This window comes from Stutzerimonas nosocomialis (assembly GCF_005876855.1).
GTDB lineage: Bacteria > Pseudomonadota > Gammaproteobacteria > Pseudomonadales > Pseudomonadaceae > Stutzerimonas > Stutzerimonas nosocomialis.
The window spans coordinates 30,536-53,673 of sequence record NZ_QLAE01000034.1; the positions used below are offsets into that span (position 1 = coordinate 30,536).

The window sequence follows — 23,138 nt, forward strand, 5'->3', positions numbered from 1 at the left end:
AGAACAAGGAACAGCCCCATGCATGATCTGGAACTGACCGAAGAGCAAATCATGATCCGCGACATGGCGCGCGACTTCGCCCGCCGCGAGATCGCGCCCAACGCCCAGGCCTGGGAAAAGGCCGGCTGGATCGACGACCGGCTGATCGCGCAGATGGGCGAGCTCGGCCTGCTGGGCATGGTGGTGCCCGAACGCCTGGGCGGCAGCTATACCGATTACGTCGCCTACGCCCTGGCGGTGGAGGAAATCTCGGCGGCCGACGCCGCCACCGGAACGATGATGAGCGTGCATAACTCGGTGGGCTGCGGCCCGCTGTTGCAATACGGCACCGACGAGCAGCAGCAGACCTGGCTGCCTGACCTGGCCGGCGGCCGTGCCATCGGCTGTTTCTGCCTGACCGAGCCCCAGGCCGGGTCCGAAGCCCACAACCTGCGCACCCGCGCCGAGCTGCGCGACGGCCAGTGGGTGCTCAACGGCGCCAAGCAGTTCGTCACCAACGGCAAGCGGGCCAGGCTCGCGATCGTCTTCGCCGTGACCGACCCGGACCTGGGCAAGAAAGGCCTCTCCGCGTTCCTGGTGCCGACCGACACGGCGGGCTTCCAGGTCGAGCGCAGCGAACACAAGATGGGCATCCGCGCCTCGGACACCTGCGCCATCACCCTGGACGACTGCCGCATTCCCGAGGCCAACATGCTGGGCGCCCGCGGCAAGGGCCTGGCCATCGCCCTGTCGAACCTGGAAAACGGCCGCATCGGCATCGCCGCCCAGGCCCTGGGCATCGCCCGGGCCGCCTTCGAGGCGGCGCTCGGCTATGCCCGCGAACGGGTCCAGTTCGGCACGCCGATCATCGGCCACCAGAGCATCGCCAACATGCTGGCCGACATGCACACCCGGATCAACGCGACGCGGCTGATGGTGCTGCACGCCGCACGCCTCAAGAGCGCCGGCCTGCCCTGCCTCTCCGAAGCCTCCCAGGCCAAGCTGTTCGCCTCGGAAATGGCCGAAAAGGTCTGCTCCCAGGCCATCCAGATCCACGGCGGCTACGGCTTTCTCGAAGACTACCCGGTGGAACGCTACTACCGCGACGCACGCATCACCCAGATCTACGAGGGCTCCAGCGAAGTGCAGCGGCTGCTCATCGCCCGCCAGCTTGCAGACTATTCCCTGTAGCGCCGAGTGGCTGCTCGGGCCGGAGCTGAACCGGGCGTGAGCGAGGAGACCTTCAGGCCCCCTCGCGGTCGTGCCTGATCTCGCTCTGCAGCGCCTCGACCAGCAGGTGCATGTCGTAGGGCTTGGCCAGCACGCGGAAGCCGTAGTCCGCCGGTGCACGCTCGGTGTAGCCGGTCGCCAGCAGGATCGGCAGTTCCGGCGAGCGGGCGCGCAGGGCCTGGGCCAGGCCGATGCCGTCCAGCTCGCCCGGCATCACGATGTCGGAGAAGACGATGTCAAAGGCCGGTTTGTCGGGATCGTCGAATCGCTTCAGGGCCTGGGCGGCATCGGCCGCCTCCTCGACCTCGCATCCCAGCTCGCGCAGCATCGAGGCGACCACGTCGCGCACCTGCTCGTTGTCGTCCACCAGCAGCACCCGGGCGTCGAAGCGGCCCTCGATCGCTGCGGGCGCAGCGGCTTGCGGAGCGACTTCGTTTTCCTGGCAGATGGGCAGCAGCACCCGGACCTCGGTGCCTTCGCCGGGCTGGCTGTGGATGACCACCGTGCCGCCTGACTGGCTGGCGAAGCCGTAGACCTGGGCCAGGCCCAGGCCGGTACCGGCGCCCACCGCCTTGGTGGTGAAGAAGGGCTCGAAGGCCTTGGCGAGCACGTCCTCGCTCATCCCCTGGCCGTTGTCGCGCAGCGTCAGGCTGATGTAGGAGCCGGCCGGCAGGGCATGGGGGTTGTCGTCCGGCAGCCGGACTTCGTCCAGGCCGATCCGCACCTCGCCGCCATCGGGCATGGCATCGCGGGCGTTGAACGTCATGTTGAGGATGGCCAGTTCGCACTGCAGCGGATCGGCGCAGGTCAGCCAGGGGCGCTCCGGCAGCTCGACCCGCAGGTTGATCCGGCTGGGCAAGGCGCCTTCGAGCAGATCGGTCATGCCCAGCAGCAGCTCGCGCAGGTCGATCACCTGCGACTCCTGCGTTCGCTGACGACCGAAGATCATCAGCTGCCGGGTCAGCTTGGTGCCGCGCTGGACCGAACGGCTGCAGGCCTCCAGCGCCATCTTCGCGCGCGGATCGACGGTCATCCGCTCGGCCAGCTGCAGGCCGACGGTCATGGTCTGCAGGAGGTTGTTGAAGTCATGGGCGATGCCGCCGGTAAGGCGGCCGAGCGCTTCGAGCTTCTGCCCCTGGAGCATGGCCTGCTGCGACTGTTCGGCCTGGCGCACGGCCTCGGCCACCCGTTCGAGCATCAGCGCGTTGCCGTTGAGAATCCGGCGGTTGGCTTCGGCCAGCACCCGGCCGGTGCGGTCCGTCTCGTCCAGGCCGGTCACCGGCGCCTCGATCGGCTCGCCACGGCCCATGGCCTGCGCGGCATCGTCCAGCACGTCGAGCGGACGGGTGATCTTGCGCCCGACCCAGAACGCCAGGATCAGCGAGACGCCGAGCAGCAGCAGACTGCCGATGGAAACCGCCGTCACGGCGCGCAGCGCACTGCCGCGCAGCTCCGCCTTGGGCAGCGCCAGGATCACCGTCCAGCCCGACGCCGGCGCACGGCTGAAGAAGGAATAGACCGGCGTGCCGTCGAGGGTGACCGACTCGGTAGAGCCGCGGTTGGACTGGCGCAACACGTCCTTCATGTAGTCGCTGGGCTTCAGCCCGACGTAGGTCTCGGGGCTGCGCGAACGCGCCACGATGGTCATGTCCCGATCCACCACGGTTCCCAGCCAGCCTTCGGGCAACCGCTGCTCGGCCAGCACGTCATCGATCTGGCTGGCGAACGAGCCCATGGAGATGTGGTAGACCAGTTCGCCGTCGCGGTAGACCGGCCTGGTGACGGCGAAGCTGTATTGCTTGCCGATCCGGGACATGTACAGGCCCGACACGTTCATGCCCTCGTGGAGCGGATAGGACGCGGCAGCGGTGTTTTCCGGCAGCGGTTGGCCCTCGGGCACGCGGGTGTTGAGCAGTTGGTGGCCCTCCTCGTCGCCGACCACGAAGACGTTCTCGTCCGACTCCAGGAGGCTCATCAGGTAGGAGCGAAACACCGGGAAGTCGCCGCGAACCAGCGACGGCGAGTGAGCCAGGGTCGACACGATCGCGTCGCGCCTGGCCAGGTCCCGGTCGATCGCCAGGGCGACCGCGCGGGTGGCCTCACTCATGGTCCGCTGGATATGGGCGTGCTGGGCGGAATAGACCGAGTAGATCACCGCAAGGCAGAACAGCAGCGTGGGTGCTAGAACCGACAGGACAAGCAGAATCAGACGGGAACGGATGGACACGATTGCTGCTCACCGGGCGAAAGGCCGCATCGTCAGGATGCGGGTACGCGAGCATACCATTGGCGCCAAAGAGCAGGCAGCCGGCCAGGTGGCGGTGCGCGGGTCAACGACGGATGCCGAGGCGCTCGCGCATTTCGTCGGTGATCACCTGCTCCACCTCGGCCAGGCCCGCCCAGGGATCGTCCCCGCCCAGTTCCTCCAGGCGTGGCAGCAGGGTGCGCAGCGTCCAGACGTCGGCGCCCTTGATGTCGGCCAGCTCGTCCCGGTGGATCGGCACCGATACGGCCAGCCCTTCGCGTGCGCGTACCGAATAGACCGACACGGTGCTCGCGCCACGGCTGTTGCGCAGGTAGTCGATGAAGATCCGGCCGACGCGGTTCTTCGGCCCGCTGACCGCGGAAAAGTGATCCGGCAACAGCTTGGCCATGTAACGGGCGATGCCCTGGCTGAAGGCCTTGACCTCGTCCCAGCTCTGCCCCGGCGTGACCGGTACGACGATGTGCATGCCCTTGCCGCCGCTGGTCTTGAGGAAGGCCTGCAGGCCGATTTCGTCGAGCAGCGTCAGGGTCAGCTGGGTCGCCTCGACCATGCGCTTCCAGGGCAGCGCGGGGTCCGGGTCGAGGTCGAGCACGAAGCGATCAGGGTGTTCGAGATCCGGCGCGACGGCGTTCCAGGTGTGCAGTTCGATGGTGCCCATCTGCGCCGCGCCGACCAGCGCTTCGGGCGAGTCGATGACCATCAGCGCCGCATGCCCGGGATAGAGCGCGGGGTCGAGCTGGGTGATGTGGGGAATGCTCAGCTTTTCCGAGTGCTTCTGGAAGAACAGCTCGCCGTCGATACCCTCGGGGGCGCGCACCAGCGCCAGCGGCCGCTGCGCCAGGTGCGGCAGCAACCAGGGGGCGACCTGCGCGTAGTAGCGGGCAAGCTCCATCTTGGTCGCACCGCTGCTCTTGTCGATGACCCGCTCCGGATTGGAGATCCTGATCGGTGCCGTGGCCTTGGACGGCGTGTCCGCAGTGGTGCGGGTGCGGCTCTTCGCAGCGCGCTTGCGGTCGGGCTTGCCTGACGCTTCGTCGGGCGGCGGGACGGCGCGCTCGTGGGTGATGTTCTCGGCGGGCTTGTCCGCGCGCAGGCCGTGGAACACCGAATGGCGGATGATGCCCTGGCGGGTCATCTCGGCATAGGCGACCTCGCACATCAGCGAGGGCTCGAGCCAGTGGGCGCCACGGGCGTCTGCCCCGGTGGGCGGATTGACCACCGCGGGTTTCTTCACCTTCAGCGGCTTGAGCTTGGCGTGCAGGCTCTGCAGCGTCGCGTGATTGAAGCCGGTCCCCACCTTGCCGGCGTATCGCAGCGCGCCGCTCTCATCGTGCAGGCCCAGCAGCAACGCGCCGAAGCCGCTGCGCGCGCCCTTGGGGTCGGTGTAGCCGACGATCACGAATTCCTGTCGGTTCTTGCACTTGATCTTCACCCAGCTGTTGCTGCGCCGGGACACGTAGGCGCTGCCGGCGAGCTTGCCGATCAGCCCTTCGAGCTTCATCTGGCAGGCGCTTTCCAGGATGCTGTCGGGCTCCTCGGTGAAATCGGCGGAGAAGCGCAGCAGATCGCTTTCGCTGCGCTCGAGCACGGCGGACAGCGCCGCACGGCGGTCCACCAGCGGTACGCCGCTCAGGTCCATGCCGTTGAGGTAGGGCATGTCGAACAGGTAGTAGACGATGCTCGCGCTGCGGCCGACCTCGAAGGCGTTCTGCAGGGCCTGGAAATCGGGGGTGCCCTCCTCGTTGGGCACCACCACCTCGCCATCGAGCCAGGCCGACTCCAGCCCCAGGCTCGCCAGCGCCTCGGCCTGGCGCGGCATCCTGGCGGTCCAGTCGTGGCCGTTGCGGGTGAACAGCTGGACCTTGCCCGACTCGATGCGCGCCATGATCCGGTAGCCGTCGAACTTGATCTCGTAGCGCCAGTCGCCGTCGGGCACCGACTCCACCAGCGTCGCGAGCTGCGGCTTGTAGCTGTCGGGCAGCGGTGCGGGGCGGGCGCCTTCGAGTTCGACGGCGCCTTCCTTGCGCGGGCGGCGCCGGCCGGGGGGTTTCACCGAGGCGGTCGTCTCCCTGGCCTTGGCGGCGCCGCGCTTGCGGGGAATCAGCGTGCGATCGCTCAGCACGCTGTTGGGCAACTCGGCGACCACGTCGTAGTCGCTCTCGTCGCGCGCCGCGTCGTCACGGGACTTGATCAGGAACCACTGTTCCTTGTTGCCGCTCATGCCGGTGCGCACCAGGTTCCAGCTGCCGGAGAGCTTCTCGCCTTCGAGGGCGAACTTCAGCTTGCCCTTCTCGTAGCCCTGGTGGGGATCGCCCTCGGGCGTCCACACGCCCCGGTCCCAGACGATGACGTCGCCGGCGCCGTAGTGCCCTTCGGGGATGTTGCCCTCGAAGGTCGCGTAGTCCAGTGGGTGGTCTTCGACATGCACCGCCAGGCGGCGCACCTTGGGGTCGAGGCACGGCCCCTTGGGGATCGCCCAGCTCTTGAGAGTGCCGTCGAGCTCCAGGCGAAAGTCGTAGTGCAGGCGCGTCGCGTCGTGCTTCTGGATGCAATATTGCAGCGCATGGGCGGCGGCACGGCCCTTCTTGCGCACCTTGGGCGTGGCGCCCGACGGCTCGGGGGTGGCCGCGAAATCACGCTTGCGATTGTATTCGTCCAGCGCCATGCAACCCTCCGACGACGGGCGTTTGATCGGTAGATGGGATGACCCGGCCACAGCCGCCGGGCGCCGGCCCGATCAGCGGGCCGGGCCTTCGATCTGGCCGGGGTCGGAGCTGCTGTCGGTGATGCCGCCGTCGCCCGAGTGGCGGCCGCCCTGCTCCGCCTGCCCGGCCGCCTCGCCGGCGCCCCTCACTTCCCGCCCGTCTTCGATGACGGTGCGGCCCTGGCTGTCGACGCGGGTCTCGACCTCTTCCTGCGGCGCCGGATTGCCTTGAGTGCTCGGCATGGCGCCGCGCTCGGATTCCGGAGTGCCGGCGGGCCACTGGGCGAAGGTCACGGCGGGCACGGTCAACAGACAGCTCACGAACAGGCTGGCGGTCAGTTTCTTCATCGGGATCTCCTTCAGGCTGCGACAGCGACGCAACCTCCTGTGGGTTCTATGGATTGGGCAATGCCCGCACCGGCGAGTTGCAGCGGACCGTATCGCCGTGGCGACCGGGAAAGCGATAGCCGATGAACGGTAGAAGGCCCGAAGGCCCTGGCAGGCCGTCCTGGCCGGCCGCGTCGCTGCGCCGCGCCAGGCCGGGTTTACATCGGTTGCCGGCGTGCTAGGGTTGAGAAACCAGCGGGACGCAAAGGGGTTTATCTGCGTTCTCGTCCACCTCCAGCATAAGGAGGATTCCATGGACCGACGCCTGTCTCTGACTCAGATCGAAGCCATCCTGCATGACCACCTGCAGCCTTATCGATGCGAGTGCCGCACGCAGCTCAACCGCACCCTGAGCATCCGCGTGTACGGCGAACCCAGCGGAACCGAAGAGCTCACCGTCCTGGGTGTGACGGACGAGCAATGCCGTGACGCCGCGCATCTGGTGCGCCTGGCGCAGGAGCTGCGGATCGAGCTGTTCGCCACCCGCGGCGTGCTGGAAACGCGCCACGACTGAGCGCCATCGGCCCCTTACTTGTCAGCTGGTCGGGCCTTGTTACCCAGGTGGCGCAGCAGCACGTCGTGGCCATAGCTCGTCGTGCGTTCGGCCTTGCGCTTGCCGAACCGCAACCAGGCGCGCTCATGCAGATAGAACACCACCGTGTTGCACAGCGGCTCGATCAGCGCGACGGTCCCGCCGATGACGAAGCTGCCCGTCAGCGCGTACACCACCAGAAACGCGGTGGCGAAGTGAAGGATGGCGAAGGTCAAGGTCTTGAGCATCGGTCTTGGCATGTAATGATCCCGGGCGTTGGTGCATGAGGAGTTACGCATGAACGAAGAACCGGCATGCGCAACGGAGCTGCGCATGCCGGCGACGGGTCAGCGCTTGGCGACCGCGTCCGGCGTCGCCGCGCGGGTCAGGTACGCCTGGGTCAGCTGTGGCAGGTTGTCCAGGATCCAGGTGGCCATGGCCTCTTCTTCCTTCAGGATCGACTCGCAGATCCGCTTGGTCTCGGTGTCGCCCAGGGATTCGGCCGCCGCGATGAGAATGGTGTAGGACGCGATCTCGAGGTTCTCGAAGACGTAGCCCATCTGGCCACCCTTGACGATTTCGTCCTCGACCATCATCCCGCCCATGGCCTGCCCCATCGCCATCATCTTGCCGCCCATGTCCTTGAGGGTGGACGCCGAGTGGCCGTAGCGCTCCAGGCACTGCTCGATGAGGCGGGACTGATTGCGCGTCTCCTCGATGTGCTGCTCGATGCGCGCCTTCATTTCCGGGTAGTGTTCGATGCGGGCGGCTTGCTTGGTCAGCATGGATTCGGCCTGGGCCTCCATCGCATGGGCGTCGCGCAGCCACTCGACCATTCGCTCGACGCGGACATCGTTGGTGTCGATACCAGTCTGTGCACTTTGCATGATCCGTACTCCTAAATGGGGTCTTGAAGCGGGGCCGCTGCGGCACCCATGTAGATTGGGAGAGGCTCCGATTGCGGGAGTTCCCGTTTTTTGAGCGCGCTTGTCGGACAGTTCCGATCGCTGAACTTTGCTCCTGCGGTCCAGTCTCTGACTCTGGACCTACGGAAAACGGAGCAGACTCATCGAACTCCCAGCCGCCCTGATGGACTGGCAAGACCAGATCGCCAACCCCAACTTCAGAGCGCTCGCGGCAGCGACCATCGTTCTGCTGATCCTCAGCCTGTTCAGCCGGGTGCTCACCGCCGTGATTCTTCGCCTGGCCCGCGGCTTCGTGGTGACCCGCGAACTCTCTCAGCACCTGGAAAAACCCGTGCGCCTGCTGCTGCCCCTGCTGGGCCTGCAGGCGGTCTGGACCGCCGCGTCCGACGAGGTGCTGTTCATCGGCGCGGCGCGCCACGTCACTGGTCTCTTGATCATCGGTTGCGTCACCTGGATGGCGCTGCGGGCGCTGCGCGGGATCGAACAGGTGATCCTGCTGAGCAACCCGGTCAACGTCGCCGACAACCTGCGCGCCCGACGCATCCAGACCCAGACCCGCGTACTGCTGCGCAGCCTGAGCTTCCTGATCCTGCTGGTCGGCGTCTCCAGCATGCTGATGACCTTTCCCGCGGCCAGGCAGTTCGGCACCAGCCTGCTGGCCTCGGCGGGTCTGGCCGGTCTTGCGGTGGGTTTCGCGGCCCGCCCGGTGCTGGCCAACCTGATCGCGGGCATGCAGATCGCCATCACCCAGCCGATCCGCCTGGACGACGTGGTGATCGTCGAAGGGGAATGGGGGCGCATCGAGGAAATCACCGCGACCTACGTGATCGTGCGCATCTGGGACGACCGCCGCCTGGTGACGCCGCTGCAATACTTCATCGAACAGCCGTTCCAGAACTGGACCCGCAGCGGTTCGAGCCTCATCGGCTCGGTGTTCCTCTGGGTCGACTATTCCCTGCCGCTGGAGCCGCTGCGCGAGGAGCTGCGCCGGCTCTGCAAGGACGTCCCCGAACTCTGGGACGGCCGCGTCTGCGTACTGCAGGTGACCGATACCAGCGAGAAGTCGATTCAGTTGCGGGCGCTGGTGAGCTCGCCCGACTCGTCACGCAACTGGGACCTGCGCTGCCACATCCGGGAAAACCTGATCGGTTTCGTCCAGCGCCAGTACCCCAACGCGCTGCCGCAACTGCGGGCGGACCTGGCGGTCGGTCAGAAGCACCAGATCGACCGCGATACCCCCGAGCACGTCGAACCCGAACGGCAGCCGCCGGTCTAGTCGTCGGCGCCCTGGCGCAGCTTGTCCAGCAGCAGTCGGTACTTCTCGGCGAGCACCGTGAGGCCGTGGCGCGCGGCCTGCTTGCGCACCTCTACCCGATCGCCGTCGAACTTCACCGTTTCGCTGATCACCACCTGCCGATCGTCCTTCATCAGCGCATAGGCAAAGCAATGGGTGCCCGCCTCGTCTTCGGCCGAGTCGTCGGCAACGCCCGTATTGGCGATGGCAATGGTGGCGACGCTGGCGTTGAGCGCGCCGATGGCCATCTCGGTGGCCACCTCTTCGCTGGTCAGGCCGAAGGTTTCGATGGTCTCGAAACTGACGTGCAGCAGACGGTTCTTGGCCTTGGGCGAATAGACGACGAAGCCGCTGTCGAGGACCTGGCCGCAGCCAGGCAGGTCACCCAGCAGCGAGGCCATCAGGCCGCAGGTGGAGGATTCGGCGGTGGTCAGCTGAAGGTCGTTTTCCTTGAGAAAGGAAATCACGTCAGCAAGGTCTTGCATGGCTCGTACTCCAGTCTTGTAAGGCGTCTTCGTTTAAGGCGCGGCGTCCCTTTCCGAGCCGGCGGTCAGATGCAAAGTTCCAGCCCCGCTCTTTTCGCCCAAAGGTGAGAACTTCTTCATAGCGTCCCGGTCTTGTTCAGGTGTAGGGCCAACGCTGTCCTACCCGCCTGCGCGGCGGTTCGAACAAGGAACTCCAAATCTTGCTGTGCTCATGGTTGCGTCGGGTTTTAGGGCCTTAACGCGGGAAATTTGTGCTCGTTGTTGGCATCGGCATGGTGGCCGGTGGCTCGTGGAGAACGTGATGAGTAATGCAGCTGTGAATGCCCAGCCGATAGCATCGAAGAAAATCGATCGATCGTTACCTTCAGGGAACCGCCCGGTGCTGCAGATCAGCAGCACCCAGGACGACAAGAAAAAAATCCTGTTCGTCACCTCCGAGCTGACCGATCTGGTCAAGACCGGCGGCCTGGCGGACGTGTCCGCCGCCCTTCCGCGAGCCCTGGGTCCGCTGCACGATGTGCGCGTGCTGATCCCCGGATACCCGCAGGTGCTCGAATGCGGCCAGCCGATTCGCGTGGTCGGCAGCCTTGGCCCCCAGGCGGACGTGCCGGCCTGCAAGATCGGCCGGCTCGACCTGCCCGATGGCCTGATCATCTATGTACTGATCTGCCCCGAGCTGTACGAGCGTGACGGCACGCCCTACGGCGACGAGCACGGCAACGACTGGCCCGACAACCCGGTTCGCTTCGCCAGGCTCGGCCTGGCCGCGGCGGAAATCGCCGGCGGCACCGCCTGCATCCGCTGGGCGCCGGACCTGGTGCACGCCCACGACTGGCCGGCGGGCCTGGTGCCCGCCTACATGCGCTGGCGCGGCCTGAAGACGCCGAGCGTGTTCACCATCCACAACCTGGCCTACCAGGGGCTGATGAGCATGAACCAGCGTCGCCGCCTGGGCATCCCGGTCGAGGCGTGCCATTTCGAGCAGATGGAGTTCTACGGGCACCTGTCCCTGCTCAAGGCCGGCATCGCCTACGCCGACCACGTCACCACGGTCAGCGCCACCTATGCCGAAGAAATCACCACCCCGGAATTCGGCTGCGGGCTGGATGGCTATCTGCGGGTCAAGGCCCGCCAGGGGCTGCTCAGCGGCATCCTCAACGGGATCGACGAAAGCTGGGACCCGGCCACCGATACCCACCTGATCCAGAACTTCGGCTTGCATGACTGGGCCGGCAAGGCCGCCAACGCCCGCCACGTCCGGGAGATGTTCGGCCTGGCGCCGTCCGAGGGGCCGCTGTTCAGCGTGGTGTCGCGGCTGGTCCACCAGAAAGGCATCGACCTGACCCGTGGCGTCGCGCAGACCATCGTCGAAGCCGGTGGCCAGGTGGCGATCATCGGCCGTGGCGACGCCCGCATCGAAGACGAGCTGCGTGAACTCGCCGCGCGCTACCCGGGCCAGGTCGGGGTGCACATCGGCTTCAACGAAACCGACGCGCGCTGCCTGTTCGCCGGCAGCGACTTTCTGCTGATGCCCTCGCGCTTCGAGCCCTGCGGCCTGAGCCAGATGTACGCCCAGCGCTTCGGCTCGCTGCCGGTCGCACGCCGCACCGGCGGGCTGGCCGACTCCATCGAGGACGGCGTCACCGGGTTCCTGTTCGACGACGCCACGGTCGACAGCTATCGCCACGCGGTTGAGCGTGCGCTGGCGGTGTTCGAGCGCCCCCAGCTGCTCAACGCGATGCGTTGCCGCGCGATGAACGCCGGGTTCTTCTGGCGACAGTCGATCGCGCCGTACGACCAACTCTATCGGCGACTTTTGGGAGACCAGCAGGCGGCCGCAACCACTGTTTGAAGAGGTCATCAATGCCAATGCAATACACCCGGAGGGGGCATCACGGACCGGTCCTTCTTGACGATACTCATGCTCGGTTCCGGCTCTGGGCGCCCGACGCCAAAAGCGTCAGCCTGGTTCTTGTCGATGGCGACACACTCCCCATGCAGGCGGCCGACGACGGCTGGTACAGCGTCGAGGCGCCCTGCCGTCCGGGTACCCACTACCGCTTTCGCATCGATGACGAACTGGACGTGCCGGACCCCGCGTCCCGCCTCCAGGCCGGCGACGTGCACTCACCCAGCGTGCTGATCGACCCCGACGCCTATCGCTGGCGCACCCCCGAATGGAAAGGCCGGCCGTGGCACGAGGCGGTGCTCTACGAGTTGCACGTACTGGCGTACGGCGGCTACGCGGGCATCGAAGCGCGCCTGCCGGAGCTGGCCGAGCTTGGCGTCACGGCCATCGAGCTGATGCCGATCGCCGAATTCCCCGGCGACCGCAACTGGGGCTACGACGGCGTGCTGCCCTATGCGCCCGAAGCCTCCTACGGCAACCCCGAAGACCTCAAGCGGCTGATCGACCGGGCCCATGAGCTGGGGCTGATGGTCTTTCTCGACGTGGTCTACAACCACTTCGGCCCGGATGGCAATTACCTGGGGCGCTACGCCAAGCACTTCTTCCGCCATGACCAGCAGACGCCCTGGGGCGATGCGATCGATTTTCGCCGCAGCGAGGTGCGCAACTTCTTCATCGACAACGCGCTGATGTGGCTGATGGAGTACCGCTTCGACGGCCTGCGTTTCGATGCGGTGCATGCGATTCCGGACCGCAGCTTTCTCACCGAGCTGTCCGAGCGCATCCGCGCCGAGACCGAGCCAGGACGCCACGTGCACCTGGTGCTGGAGAACGAACACAACCGTTCCAGCCTGCTCGAACAGAGCTTCGATGCCCAGTGGAACGACGACGGCCATAACGTGCTGCACACCCTGCTGACCGACGAAAGCCAGGGTTACTACGGCGACTACCACCAGGACTCGACCGACAAGCTGGTGCGCTTTCTCGGCGAAGGCTTCATCTACCAGGGCCAGCAGAACCGCCGTGGTGAATCGCGTGGCGAGCCGAGCGGGCACCTGCCTACGACGGCCTTCGTGCTGTTCCTGCAGAATCACGATCAGACCGGCAACCGCGCCTTCGGCGAACGCCTGATCAGCCTCGCCGACCCCGACGCGCTCAGGGCGGCCACGGCGTTGCTGCTGCTCTCCCCGATGGTGCCGTTGCTGTTCATGGGCGAGGAATGGGGCTCGCGTCAGCCGTTCCTGTTCTTCACCAGCCACCACGGCGAACTGGCCGATGCGGTGCGTGAAGGCCGGCGTGGCGAATTCGCCGAGTTCGCCGAATTCCAGGACGAGGCGACGCGCGCGCGGATTCCCGACCCCAACGAGCAGAAGACCTTCGACGCCTCCTGCCCGGATTTCACCAGCATCCGCGAACCCGGCCATGCCGAATGGCACGCGCTGTACCGGGAGCTGCTCTCGGTTCGCCACCGCGAGATCATCCCGCGCCTCGAAGGGGCTCGCTTCGGCGGCGCCCAGGCGCTGGGCACCGCGGCCGCGCTGGCCCACTGGCAGCTCGGCGACGGCTCCCGGCTGCGGATCGCGCTCAACCTGAGCGACCTGCCGGTGGCGCTCGATCCCGCCGGCGAATCCGCCAGGCTGCTCCACGCCAGTGCCCACGAGGCCGAGGCGAGCCGCGACAGGCTGCCGCCGCGCACCGCCTTCGTCCACCTGGAGCCTGCCCATGTCTGACCTCAAGCAGCTCGCCCGGGCGGCCGGCCTGTCGATCGACTGGGTCGATGCCGACGGCAACGACCAGCGGGTCCCGGACGACGTACTGCGCAAGGTGCTTGCCGCGCTCGGCCTGGAAGCCGGCAGCGACGAGCAGATCCGCCGCAGCCTGCAGAAACTCGAGGAAAGCGTCGGCCAGGCACAGCTGCCGCCGCTGATGACCGTCGACCTGGGCATGCCGCTGGACCTCGGCGACCACTTCGCACCGGACACGCCCTACAGCCTGAGCCTGGAAGACCAGACCCAGCCGTTGACCGGGACGCTGGATGCCCGGGCGCGCCTGCCCGGCATCGAGACGCCGGGCTATCACCAGCTCAGCCTGGACGGCCAACGGATCACCGTCGCGGTGGCGCCCGAGGCCTGCCCCTCGGTCGAGGACGTCGCCGGCCCCGGCGCCTGGGGCCTGACCGTCCAGCTCTACGGGCTTCGCCGCCCCGGAGACGGCGGCGTGGGCGATACCGAGGCGCTGGAAGACTTCGCCCGCAACGCCGCGCAGCATGGCGCCTCGGCGATCGGCATCAGCCCGGTGCATGCGATGTTCCCGGGGTATCCGAACCAGTACAGCCCCTATTCGCCTTCCAGCCGGCTGTTCTTCAACGTGCTGCACAGCTCGCCGGGCAGCATCTTGGGCGAGCGGCGCCTACGCCAGGCGATCGACGCCTGCGGCCTTGCCGATGAGTTGCAGCGCCTCGAGGCGCTCGAACTGGTGGACTGGCTGGCGGTCACGCACGCGCGGATGCGCCTGCTGCGCGCGCTGTTCGAGGACTTCAGCGCCGGCGAAGATCCCCTGCAACAGGATTTCGAAAGCTTCCGCGCCGCCGGTGGGGAGGCCCTGGAAAACCACTGCCGCTTCGAAGCGCTGCATGCCGTGCTGCTCGACGACGACGGCTCGCCCCAGGGCTGGGCCAGCTGGCCCGAGCAGTATCGCGATCCGTCGAGCCCGGCGGTGCTGCGCTTCGCCGAGGAGAATGCCGACGAGATCAGCTTCCACGCGTTCGCCCAGTGGCTCATGGCCCGGGGGCTGGAGCGCGCCCAGGTGGCGGCCAAGAGCGCAGGCATGGGCATCGGGCTGATCGCGGACCTCGCGGTGGGCGCCGACAGCGGCGGCAGTCAGGCCTGGAGCCGGCAGGCCGAATTGCTGTCGTCGCTGTCGGTGGGTGCGCCGCCGGACATCCTCAATCGCCAGGGCCAGAGCTGGGGCATTTCCGCCTTCTCGCCCTGGGGGCTGAAGCAGAACGGTTTCCGGGCCTTCATCGAGATGCTGCGCGCCAACCTCGCCCATGCCGGCGGCATGCGCATCGACCATGTGATGGGCCTGATGCGTCTGTGGGTGACGCCCGAGGGCGTGGGGCCCGATCAGGGTGCCTACCTGAACTACCCGTTCGACGACATGCTGCGCCTGCTGACCCTCGAAGCCTGGCGGCACAAGGCGGTGATCCTGGGCGAGGACCTCGGCACGGTGCCCGAGGGGCTGAGCGAAAAGCTCGCCGCGCGGGGCATTCTCGGCATGCGCGTGCTGCTCTTCGAGCGGGACGACGAGGCCCGCTTCGTGCCGCCGCGCGAATGGCCCGACGATGCGCTGGCCACCACCGCCACCCACGACATTCCGTCGATTGCCGGCTGGTGGCAGGCCAACGACATCGACTGGCGTATCCGTGTCGGCCAGGTCGACGAATCCAAGCGCAAGGGGCAGATGGAAGAACGCGAGCGCGAGCGGCACGGGCTGGTGCGCGCCCTGCGCGAGGACACCGGCAGCCCGGCAGGCGACGAGATGCAGGAGCAGGAGGTGGTCGATGGCGCCACTTCGTTCATCGGCCATACCCCCGCGCCGCTGGTACTGCTGCCGCTCGAGGACGCCCTCGGCCTGGTGGACCAGCCCAACCTGCCCGGAACCATAGACAGCCACCCCAACTGGCGCCGCCGCTATGCCGGCGACAGCGCCACGCTGCTAGACGCGCAGACGCCGGCCCGACGGCTGGAGCGGCTGGCGCAAGCACGATGGCAATCCCTTCGGAGTCGGCAATGATCAAGGCCCTGAGCGCAACCCTGCGCTTGCAGTTTCACCGCGATTTCACCCTGGACGACGCGACGGCACTGGTCGACTACTTCGACCAGCTGGGCATCAGCCACGTCTATGCCTCCCCGCTGCTGACCGCCCGTCCCGGCTCGATGCACGGCTACGACGTCACGGACCCGACCCGCATCAACCCCGAGCTGGGCGGCGAAGCGGCCCTGCACCGGTTGGTCGAGGCACTGCGCGCCAAGGGCATGGGGCTGATCCTGGACATCGTCTCCAACCACATGGCGGTCGGCGGCAGCGGCAACGCCTGGTGGCTCGACGTGCTCGAATGGGGCCGTCGCAGCCCCTACGCCCAGTTCTTCGACATCCAGTGGAATTCGCCCGACCCGCTGCTCGAAGGCCAGCTGCTGATCCCCTTCCTCGGCGTCGACTATGGCGAGGCCCTGCAGCAGGGCCTCATCCCGCTGCGCCTGGATGCGGACACCGGCTCGCTCTATGCCGAACACTACGAACATCGCTTCCCCATCACTCCGCCGAGCTACGGCGAGGTGCTGCGCGGCTGCGAGGCACTCAGGCCCCTGGCCCAGCACTTCGATGCGCTCAAGACCGACCCGGCGCCCTACCAGACCGCCCGCCAGCTGCGCGCCGACCTGGCCGAGCAGCTCAAGGACCCGGCCATCCGCCAGTGCCTGGAGGACGCCCTCTCGCTCTACGACTCGACCACCGACCAGGGCTTCAAGCGCCTGCACTCGCTGCTCGAACGGCAGAGCTACCGCCTGGCCAGCTGGCGTACCGCGGCCGACGACATCAACTGGCGGCGCTTCTTCGACATCAACGAGCTGGGCGGCCTGCGGGTCGAGCGCCCGGTGGTATTCGAGGAGACCCACGCGAAGATCTTCGAGCTGGTCGCCGATGGGCTGGTCGACGGGCTGCGCATCGACCATATCGACGGACTGGCCAACCCGCGCGGCTACTGCCGCCGCCTGCGTCGCCGGGTCGACCGGCTGAACGCCTCGCGGCCGCCCGAGGCGGCCGAAGACCACGTGCCGATCTACGTCGAGAAGATCCTCGCCGATGGCGAAACGCTCCAGGACGACTGGGGCGTGGATGGCACCACCGGTTACGAGTTCATGAACCAGGTGTCCCTGGTGCAGCACGATCCGGCCGGACACGACCCCCTGTGCGAACTGTGGCGCGAGACCAGCGGCCGCACCGACGACTTCATGGAGGAAGTCCGCCAGGCGCGCGAACTGGTCCTGACCGGTACGCTGGCCGGCGACTTCGAGGCGGTGGCCCAGGCGCTGCTGCAGGTGGCGCGCAGCGACCTGATGACCCGCGACATCACCCTCGGCGCGATTCGCCGGGCGCTGCTCGAATTGATCGTTCACTTCCCGGTCTATCGCACCTACATCTCGGCGGCCGGACGCCGCGAAGCCGACGAGCCGTTCTTCCAGCAGGCGCTCGAAGGCGCACGGACCACCCTGCCCGAGGCCGACTGGCCGCTGCTCGATCACCTGGAGCGCTGGCTCGGCGGCGAGAGCCTGCGCTCGGTGCCCCGGGGCGCGCCTCGCAACGCGCGCCGCTATGCCTGCACGCGCTTCCAGCAGCTGACCTCGCCCGCCGCCGCCAAGGCCGTGGAAGACACCTCCTGCTACCGCTCGGCCGTGCTGCTGTCGCGCAACGACGTCGGCTTCGATCCCCAGCACTTCAGCGGCACCGTCGAGGCATTCCACCAGGCTTGCCTGGCGCGCCAGCAGCACTTCCCCGGCAACCTGCTGACCACCGCCACCCACGACCACAAGCGCGGCGAAGACACCCGCACGCGCATCGCGGTGATCAGCGAGCGCGCGCCCTGGTTCGCCGGCAAGGTCGGCCAGTGGCGCGACCAGGCCGCCGCCTGGCGCATGGAGCTGGACGACGGTCCGGCGCCCTCGCCCGCCGATGAAATGATGCTGTTCCAGACCCTGCTCGGCAGCTGGGAGCCGACGCTGCAGCCGGACGATGCCGAGGGCATGGAGGTGTATTGCAAGCGCATCCTGCAATGGCAGGAAAAGGCCGTGCGCGAAGCCAAGCTGCGCAGCACCTGGGGTGCGCCCAACGAGGCCTACGAGTCGGCCTGCCGGGCATACACCCAGGCGCTGCTGCTGGAGGAGTCCGGGGCGGCGCTGCGCCGGGACATCGCCGCCGCGGCGGCCGAACTCGCCCCCACCGGCGCGCTCAACAGCCTGACGCAGACCCTGCTGCGCATGACCACCCCCGGCGTGCCCGACCTCTACCAGGGCGCGGACTACTGGGACTTCAGCCTGGTCGACCCGGACAACCGCCGGCCGGTGGACTTCGAGGCGCGCCGGGCCAGCTTCTCGCTCGACGCCGATGCGGCCGAGCTGCTGGCCAACTGGCACGATGCACGCATCAAGCAGTGGCTGATCGCACGCACGCTCAAGGCGCGCCGGGACGATCCGGAGCTGTTCACCAAAGGCCGCTACCTGCCGCTGAAGGTCAGCGGCGCCCAGGCCGACCGCCTGGTCGCTTTCGCCCGCGAATGGGAGGGGCGCTGGCTGGTGGTGCTGGCGGCGCGACTGGCCTATCCCCTGCTGGACGGCGCCAACCAGCCGAGCATCGCCCCGGAGAAATGGGGCGATACACAGGTCGAGCTGCCCGAAGCGCTGGATGGCGTTTCGTTGGCGGGACTTTTTGCTCGATCCGCAGTCACACCCACACGGGTGAGCCTGGGTGTAGCGCAGGCTCTGGATAGCCTGCCCATGGCCATTTTTCAAACAACAGCCTCAACCTAAGGAGATTCACCGATATGAATGCAGACGACCAGCGCATCCGCGAGCTCGCCTACGAAATCTGGCAGTCCGAAGGCTGCCCCGTGGGCGAAGAAGCCCGGCACTGGGAAATGGCCCGCAAGCTAGCCGAGGCTGAAAACAGTTCGCCCGCGGCCAAGCCCGCCCGCGCCCGCAAGACCGCCACCAAGCCCACCGACGCCACGCCCGCGGCGGTAGCCAAGCCGGCGACGACCAAGAACGGCAGCCGCACCGCCAAGGCGACGCCCAAGGCGACCGATGCGGCTGCCGGCACGCCCGAGGTGATGAAGAAGACCCGCGCGCCTCGCAAGCCCAAAGAAACATGAACTCGGGGCGCTGAACCCCACAAACAACCGAGTTGCATCGGCGCAACGGCGCCGAACGGAGGAACCATGTCCAGCAAGAACGCCCAGCCGCCACAGGTGTCCAGCCCGTCGCGCATTCGTGAAGGCCTTCCCTTTCCGCTCGGCGCGACCTGGGACGGCCTGGGCGTCAATTTCGCGATCTTTTCGGCCAATGCGACCAAGGTGGAGCTCTGCCTGTTCGACTCCACGGGCGAGACCGAGCTCGAGCGCATCGAACTGCCCGAATACACCGACGAGATCTGGCACGGCTACCTGCCCGACGCCCACCCGGGGCAGATCTACGGTTACCGCGTACACGGCCCGTACGACCCGGAGAACGGTCATCGCTTCAACCCGAACAAGCTGCTGATCGACCCCTACGCCAAGCAGCTGGTGGGTGAACTGAAATGGTCCGAGGCGCTGTTCGGCTACACCATCGGCCATCCCGATGGCGACCTCAGCTTCGACGAGCGCGACAGCGCGCCCTTCGTGCCCAAGAGCAAGATCATCGACCCGGCCTTCACCTGGGGCCGCGATCACCCGGTGCAGGTGCCCTGGGACCGGACCATCATCTACGAGACCCATACCCGCGGCTTCACCATGCAGCACCCGGCGGTGCCGGAAGAGTTCCGCGGCACCTTCGCGGGCCTCAAGACGCCGGAGGTCATCGACTACATCCGCAAGCTCGGTGTGTCGTCAATCGAGCTGCTGCCGATCCACGGCTTCGTCCAGGACCAGCATCTGCTGGAAAAGGGCATGAGCAACTACTGGGGCTACAACACCATCGCCTTCTTCGCGCCGCACGCCAAGTACCTGGCCAGCGGCAAGATCAGCGAGTTCAAGGAGATGGTCGCGCACCTGCACAACGCCGGGCTCGAAGTGATCCTCGACGTGGTCTACAACCACACCGCCGAGGGCAACGAGATGGGCCCGACGCTGTCCATGCGCGGCATCGACAACGCCTCCTACTACCGCCTGATACCGGACAACAAGCGCTATTACGTCAACGATTCCGGCACCGGCAACACCCTGGACATGAGCCATCCGTGCGTCCTGCAGATGGTCACCGACTCGCTGCGCTACTGGGCCACCGAGATGCATGTCGACGGGTTCCGTTTCGACCTGGCGACCATCCTCGGCCGCGAGCACTACGGCTTCGACGAACGCCACAGCTTCCTCGTGGCCTGCCGCCAGGACCCGGTGCTGGCGCAGACCAAGCTGATCGCCGAGCCCTGGGACATCGGCCCCGGCGGCTACCAGGTCGGCGGCTTCCCGCCCGGCTGGGCCGAGTGGAACGACCAGTTCCGCGACACCGTGCGTTCGTTCTGGAAAGGCGACGACGACAAGCTGGCCGATTTCGCGGCGCGCCTGACCGGCTCAGGCGACCTGTACAACCAGCGCGGCCGGCGTCCGTTCAGCTCGGTGAACTTCATCACCGCGCACGACGGCTTCACCCTCAACGACCTGGTGTCTTACAACAACAAGCACAACGAGGCCAACGACGAGGACAACCGCGACGGCAGCGACAACAACCTGTCGTGGAACCATGGCGTCGAGGGCCCGACGGACGATCCGGAAATCATCGCGCTGCGCTTCCGCCAGATGCGCAACTTCTTCGCCACCCTGCTGTTCTCCCAGGGCACGCCGATGATCGTCGCCGGCGACGAGTTCGCCCGTACCCAGCACGGCAACAACAACGCCTACTGCCAGGACAGCGAGATCGGCTGGGTGAACTGGGAGTTCGGCGAGGAAGGCGAAGCCCTGATGGGCTTCGTGCGCAAGCTGATCCGCCTGCGCCAGCGCTTCCCGATGCTGCGTCGTGGCCGTTTCCTGGTGGGTGCCTACAACGAGGAGATCGGCGTCAAGGACGTCACCTGGCTGTCGCCCTCCGGCGAGGAAATGACCGTCGAACAATGGGAAGACGGCAGCAACCGGTGCATGGGCATGCTGCTCGACGGCCGTGCGCAACCGACCGGCATTCGCCGCGCGGGCTCGGATGCGACGCTGCTGATCATCGTCAACGCGCATCACGACGTGGTCAATTTTACCCTGCCGGCCGTGCCCCAGGGCGCGCACTGGCAGCGCCTGATCGACACCAACTCGCCGGACGCGCGCACCGAGCGCTTCCAGTTCGATACCGAGTACGCGGTCACCGGCCGCTCCCTGCTGCTCTACGAACTGGTCAAGGACGAGGAATAACCCCCAAGCGACGAGCCGCGCCCCGCCTGCCAAAGCAGCCGGGGCGCTGTCGTTCCTACCATCTGCCGGACGGTCTGCGGGTGATGGAACCATCGCGTTCGGCATCGAGTCCCACAGCTGGACTTCCTCCAGCCGGCAGCGCTGAGGTCGCTGGCTCATCCACTGTGAGGGATCACCCAATGCTTCGATTGTCGCTAGTGTTCTTTCTGATGGCGAGCTGGCTGGTACCGCTGGCGGTACAGGCCGCCGGCTCGAAGACAGGCTCCGGTGTCAGGCTGCTGGTCAACGAAGGCCGGACCGGCACGACGATGGACGTGCGCAACGACCTGGACGTGCCGATCACCGCCGTGCTGGTGTTCAGCCGTACGGTCAACGTTCAGGGCGTGGGCAAGGGCCCGCTGCGCAAGACCGTGCCAGCGCGCAGCCGGGTACGCGTGGCGACGCTGCGCAAGCGCCAGCCGGGCTATCCCCTGATGTACCAGCACGCCTTCAGCTACGCCATGCAGTTCTCGCCGAATCCGGGCAAGTCCGGTGCCGTCGGCGGGCATGCCTATGCGCTGCCCTGGCAGGGTGGCCCCTTCCGCATCACCCAGGGCGCGGGTGGCGACTTCAGCCACAACACCCCCAAGGGCCGCTATGCGGTCGATGTCGCGATGCCGGTGGGGACGCCGATCATCGCGGCGCGCGAGGGAACGGTGGTCGACGTGCGCAACGAACAGGCCGGCAGGAGGCCCGACCCGTCGGGCAATTTCGTGCGGATCCGCCACCGCGACGGCACCGAGAGCGCTTACCTGCATTTGCAGAAGGGCTCCGTGGTGGTCAGGCTGGGGCAAAAGGTCGGCACCGGCACGCTGCTGGCGCGCTCGGGCAACACCGGGCGCAGCACCGGGCCGCATCTTCATTTCGTGGTGCAGAAGTCCGACGGCCAGTCCCTGGTTTCGATCCCCTTCCGTTTTTCCCGGCCGGTGGAATCGCTGCCGAACTTCGCGATGGGTGGCGACTGAGCGGCGTCAGCCGCGCCAGTCGATGACGAGCGATTCTTCGCTGGCCATGCGTTGCAGGTGATCGGCGACCACGTCCTGCAGACGCGGCAGGTTCTCCTGCTCGCCTTCGAGCTCGACCTGGAGCGTGCCGTCGCCGGCCTGCATGCTGCAGCGGCCGAGGGGCAGCTCGATGGTGCCGCTCCGCTCCTGCAGGTCCACCGGGAACTTGTGTCCCCAGTGCTTGCAAAGACGCTTGATCAGCCGCTCGGGCGTTTGGGTGGCGATGCTGGCGGTGGAAACGGCCATCTGGAGCTCCTCTGGAAGTGAAGGATCAGGCAAAACGGAAGGCGGACAGGGTGGTCTCCATCACCCGGTCGACGAAGACCTTGCGGCCGGGGCCCGAATGACCGGCGCCCGCCGCGACGAGCAAGGGTAGCAGATGCTCCTCGGCGCCTGGCGGATGGCACAGGCGTGCCGAGGGTGCCTCGCTCCAGCGCGCCAGCTCGGCTTCGCGGCGCTCGGCCGGGGCTTCGACCGCACGGGTCAACCAGGCGTCGAACGCATCGGAGACAGGGCCGAAGCGCGGGTCGCCATAGCCGCGCATGTTGTGAAAGCTCATCCCGCTACCCAGTATCAGCACCCCCTCCCCGCGCAACGGCGCCAGTGCGCGCCCGGCCGCCAGATGCGCCTCGGGGTCGAGGTCGTCGCGCAGCGACAGCTGCACCACGGGAATCCTCGCCTCGGGGAACATCAGCTTCAACGGGATGAACACGCCATGGTCGAAACCGCGCTGCGCGTCCTCGCCCGCGGCCAGACCCGCGTTCGCCAGCAAATCGCGCACCCGCGCGGCCAGCTCAGGGCTACCCGGCGCCGGGTAGCGCAGCGCATAGGTGTGCTCGGGGAATCCGTAGTAGTCGTAGATCAGCTCGGGCGCCGGCGCGCTGGTGACGGTGAACGCAGGCTCCAGCCAATGGCCGGAGATCAGCACGATGGCGCTCGGCGGCTGCGCCAGGGTCGCGGCGAAGCCGCTCAGGAATCCCGCCATCGCGTCCCAGGCATCGGCCGGTTTCCAGTCCATGAAAAAACACGGGCCGGCGCCGTGGGGAATGAACGCGCTGGGCTGGGTGGAAACGGAATCGGTTACGGCAGTCATCGCGACACCCTGTGCGAGGGAACGGGTGGGCAGTATCGCCTACACGCGAACCGCGAAGCGAAGCGTGTAGGTCCCGCCACTTCATTGGGACCTGCGAAGCGCACCCTGGATGGCTCCAATAAAGCACCCGGAACATCATCGAAATCCC

General features: G+C 67.2%; 18 protein-coding genes. 10 read left to right on the plus strand and 8 right to left on the minus strand.

The window, feature by feature from the left end; translation table 11 throughout:
• The first annotated feature begins 18 nt into the window (after positions 1–18).
• Complete coding sequence (locus DN824_RS18015) at positions 19–1,170, plus strand: acyl-CoA dehydrogenase family protein (protein WP_138409792.1); 1,152 nt, start codon at positions 19–21, stop codon at positions 1,168–1,170.
• A gap of 52 nt (positions 1,171–1,222) precedes the next feature.
• On the opposite strand, the gene DN824_RS18020 is transcribed toward DN824_RS18015, so the two are convergent.
• The 3 genes from DN824_RS18020 to DN824_RS18030 form a co-directional block, all read right to left on the minus strand.
• Entirely contained in the window at positions 1,223–3,436 is a 2,214-nt protein-coding gene (locus DN824_RS18020; RefSeq protein ID WP_138409793.1) for a hybrid sensor histidine kinase/response regulator, read from the minus strand.
• A gap of 103 nt (positions 3,437–3,539) precedes the next feature.
• Entirely contained in the window at positions 3,540–6,140 is a 2,601-nt protein-coding gene (ligD, locus tag DN824_RS18025; protein ID WP_138409794.1) for a DNA ligase D, read from the minus strand.
• Positions 6,141–6,212: 72 nt separating this feature from the next.
• A complete protein-coding gene (locus DN824_RS18030; protein WP_138409795.1) occupies positions 6,213–6,527 on the minus strand; it encodes a hypothetical protein in 315 nt (104 codons plus the stop codon).
• Positions 6,528–6,819: 292 nt separating this feature from the next.
• On the opposite strand from DN824_RS18030, the gene DN824_RS18035 reads away from it, so the two are divergent.
• A complete protein-coding gene (locus DN824_RS18035) occupies positions 6,820–7,080 on the plus strand; it encodes a DUF1652 domain-containing protein (protein ID WP_138409796.1) in 261 nt (86 codons plus the stop codon).
• 14 nt (positions 7,081–7,094) lie between these two features.
• On the opposite strand, the gene DN824_RS18040 is transcribed toward DN824_RS18035, so the two are convergent.
• On the minus strand, positions 7,095–7,358 hold the full coding sequence (locus DN824_RS18040) for a DUF2061 domain-containing protein (RefSeq protein ID WP_241663989.1): 264 nt from the start codon (positions 7,356–7,358) through the stop codon (positions 7,095–7,097).
• A gap of 87 nt (positions 7,359–7,445) precedes the next feature.
• Positions 7,446–7,985 carry a ferritin-like domain-containing protein gene (locus DN824_RS18045; protein WP_138409797.1) on the minus strand — a complete coding sequence of 180 codons (540 nt, stop codon included), beginning with the start codon at positions 7,983–7,985 and terminating at the stop codon, positions 7,446–7,448.
• A 202-nt stretch (positions 7,986–8,187) separates the two neighbouring features.
• Here DN824_RS18045 and DN824_RS18050 point away from each other — a divergent pair, with 202 nt between their 5' ends.
• The gene (locus tag DN824_RS18050) at positions 8,188–9,300 is read left to right on the plus strand and encodes a mechanosensitive ion channel family protein (protein WP_138409798.1); all 1,113 of its coding nucleotides are present in this window, start codon (positions 8,188–8,190) and stop codon (positions 9,298–9,300) included.
• Here the strand turns inward: DN824_RS18050 and DN824_RS18055 are convergent.
• Positions 9,297–9,803, minus strand: a complete 507-nt coding sequence (locus DN824_RS18055) for a CinA family protein (RefSeq protein ID WP_138409799.1) — start codon at positions 9,801–9,803, stop codon at positions 9,297–9,299. The genes DN824_RS18050 and DN824_RS18055 overlap by 4 nt on opposite strands.
• Positions 9,804–10,104: 301 nt before the next feature.
• Between DN824_RS18055 and glgA the strand changes: the two genes are divergently transcribed.
• The 7 genes from glgA (at position 10,105) to DN824_RS18090 (ending at position 21,858) form a co-directional block, all read left to right on the plus strand.
• Positions 10,105–11,655 (plus strand): glycogen synthase GlgA, encoded by a 1,551-nt coding sequence (glgA, locus tag DN824_RS18060; RefSeq protein ID WP_138409800.1) that lies wholly within the window; start codon positions 10,105–10,107, stop codon positions 11,653–11,655.
• 11 nt (positions 11,656–11,666) lie between these two features.
• Complete coding sequence (gene treZ, locus DN824_RS18065; RefSeq protein ID WP_138409801.1) at positions 11,667–13,442, plus strand: malto-oligosyltrehalose trehalohydrolase; 1,776 nt, start codon at positions 11,667–11,669, stop codon at positions 13,440–13,442.
• Positions 13,435–15,507 (plus strand): 4-alpha-glucanotransferase, encoded by a 2,073-nt coding sequence (gene malQ / locus DN824_RS18070; RefSeq protein ID WP_138409802.1) that lies wholly within the window; start codon positions 13,435–13,437, stop codon positions 15,505–15,507. The genes treZ and malQ overlap by 8 nt, the downstream gene beginning before the upstream one ends.
• On the plus strand, positions 15,507–18,296 hold the full coding sequence (locus DN824_RS18075) for a malto-oligosyltrehalose synthase (protein ID WP_138409809.1): 2,790 nt from the start codon (positions 15,507–15,509) through the stop codon (positions 18,294–18,296). The genes malQ and DN824_RS18075 overlap by 1 nt, the downstream gene beginning before the upstream one ends.
• Before the next feature lie 14 nt (positions 18,297–18,310).
• The gene (locus DN824_RS18080; RefSeq protein WP_138409803.1) at positions 18,311–18,637 is read left to right on the plus strand and encodes a DUF2934 domain-containing protein; all 327 of its coding nucleotides are present in this window, start codon (positions 18,311–18,313) and stop codon (positions 18,635–18,637) included.
• A 66-nt stretch (positions 18,638–18,703) separates the two neighbouring features.
• Complete coding sequence (gene glgX, locus DN824_RS18085; RefSeq protein WP_138409804.1) at positions 18,704–20,854, plus strand: glycogen debranching protein GlgX; 2,151 nt, start codon at positions 18,704–18,706, stop codon at positions 20,852–20,854.
• 179 nt (positions 20,855–21,033) lie between these two features.
• Positions 21,034–21,858 carry a M23 family metallopeptidase gene (locus tag DN824_RS18090; RefSeq protein ID WP_138409805.1) on the plus strand — a complete coding sequence of 275 codons (825 nt, stop codon included), beginning with the start codon at positions 21,034–21,036 and terminating at the stop codon, positions 21,856–21,858.
• 6 nt (positions 21,859–21,864) lie between these two features.
• Here DN824_RS18090 and DN824_RS18095 read toward each other — a convergent pair whose 3' ends face one another.
• Positions 21,865–22,143 (minus strand): DUF2218 domain-containing protein, encoded by a 279-nt coding sequence (locus DN824_RS18095; protein WP_138409806.1) that lies wholly within the window; start codon positions 22,141–22,143, stop codon positions 21,865–21,867.
• A gap of 25 nt (positions 22,144–22,168) precedes the next feature.
• Positions 22,169–22,990, minus strand: coding sequence for a DODA-type extradiol aromatic ring-opening family dioxygenase (locus DN824_RS18100; protein WP_138409807.1), 822 nt, complete (start codon positions 22,988–22,990; stop codon positions 22,169–22,171).
• Positions 22,991–23,138: the final 148 nt, after the last annotated feature.

Bases quoted from the DNA above. Each gene is read 5' to 3' on its own strand.
- DN824_RS18015 (WP_138409792.1), top strand. From the start codon at position 19: ATGCATGATCTGGAACTGACCGAAGAGCAAATCATGATCCGCGACATG.
- ligD (WP_138409794.1), bottom strand. From the start codon at position 6,140: ATGGCGCTGGACGAATACAATCGCAAGCGTGATTTCGCGGCCACCCCC.
- DN824_RS18030 (WP_138409795.1), bottom strand. From the start codon at position 6,527: ATGAAGAAACTGACCGCCAGCCTGTTCGTGAGCTGTCTGTTGACCGTG.
- DN824_RS18035 (WP_138409796.1), top strand. From the start codon at position 6,820: ATGGACCGACGCCTGTCTCTGACTCAGATCGAAGCCATCCTGCATGAC.
- DN824_RS18040 (WP_241663989.1), bottom strand. From the start codon at position 7,358: ATGCCAAGACCGATGCTCAAGACCTTGACCTTCGCCATCCTTCACTTC.
- DN824_RS18045 (WP_138409797.1), bottom strand. From the start codon at position 7,985: ATGCAAAGTGCACAGACTGGTATCGACACCAACGATGTCCGCGTCGAG.
- DN824_RS18050 (WP_138409798.1), top strand. From the start codon at position 8,188: ATGGACTGGCAAGACCAGATCGCCAACCCCAACTTCAGAGCGCTCGCG.
- DN824_RS18055 (WP_138409799.1), bottom strand. From the start codon at position 9,803: ATGCAAGACCTTGCTGACGTGATTTCCTTTCTCAAGGAAAACGACCTT.
- glgA (WP_138409800.1), top strand. From the start codon at position 10,105: ATGAGTAATGCAGCTGTGAATGCCCAGCCGATAGCATCGAAGAAAATC.
- treZ (WP_138409801.1), top strand. From the start codon at position 11,667: ATGCCAATGCAATACACCCGGAGGGGGCATCACGGACCGGTCCTTCTT.
- malQ (WP_138409802.1), top strand. From the start codon at position 13,435: ATGTCTGACCTCAAGCAGCTCGCCCGGGCGGCCGGCCTGTCGATCGAC.
- DN824_RS18080 (WP_138409803.1), top strand. From the start codon at position 18,311: ATGAATGCAGACGACCAGCGCATCCGCGAGCTCGCCTACGAAATCTGG.
- glgX (WP_138409804.1), top strand. From the start codon at position 18,704: ATGTCCAGCAAGAACGCCCAGCCGCCACAGGTGTCCAGCCCGTCGCGC.
- DN824_RS18090 (WP_138409805.1), top strand. From the start codon at position 21,034: ATGCTTCGATTGTCGCTAGTGTTCTTTCTGATGGCGAGCTGGCTGGTA.
- DN824_RS18095 (WP_138409806.1), bottom strand. From the start codon at position 22,143: ATGGCCGTTTCCACCGCCAGCATCGCCACCCAAACGCCCGAGCGGCTG.
- DN824_RS18100 (WP_138409807.1), bottom strand. From the start codon at position 22,990: ATGACTGCCGTAACCGATTCCGTTTCCACCCAGCCCAGCGCGTTCATT.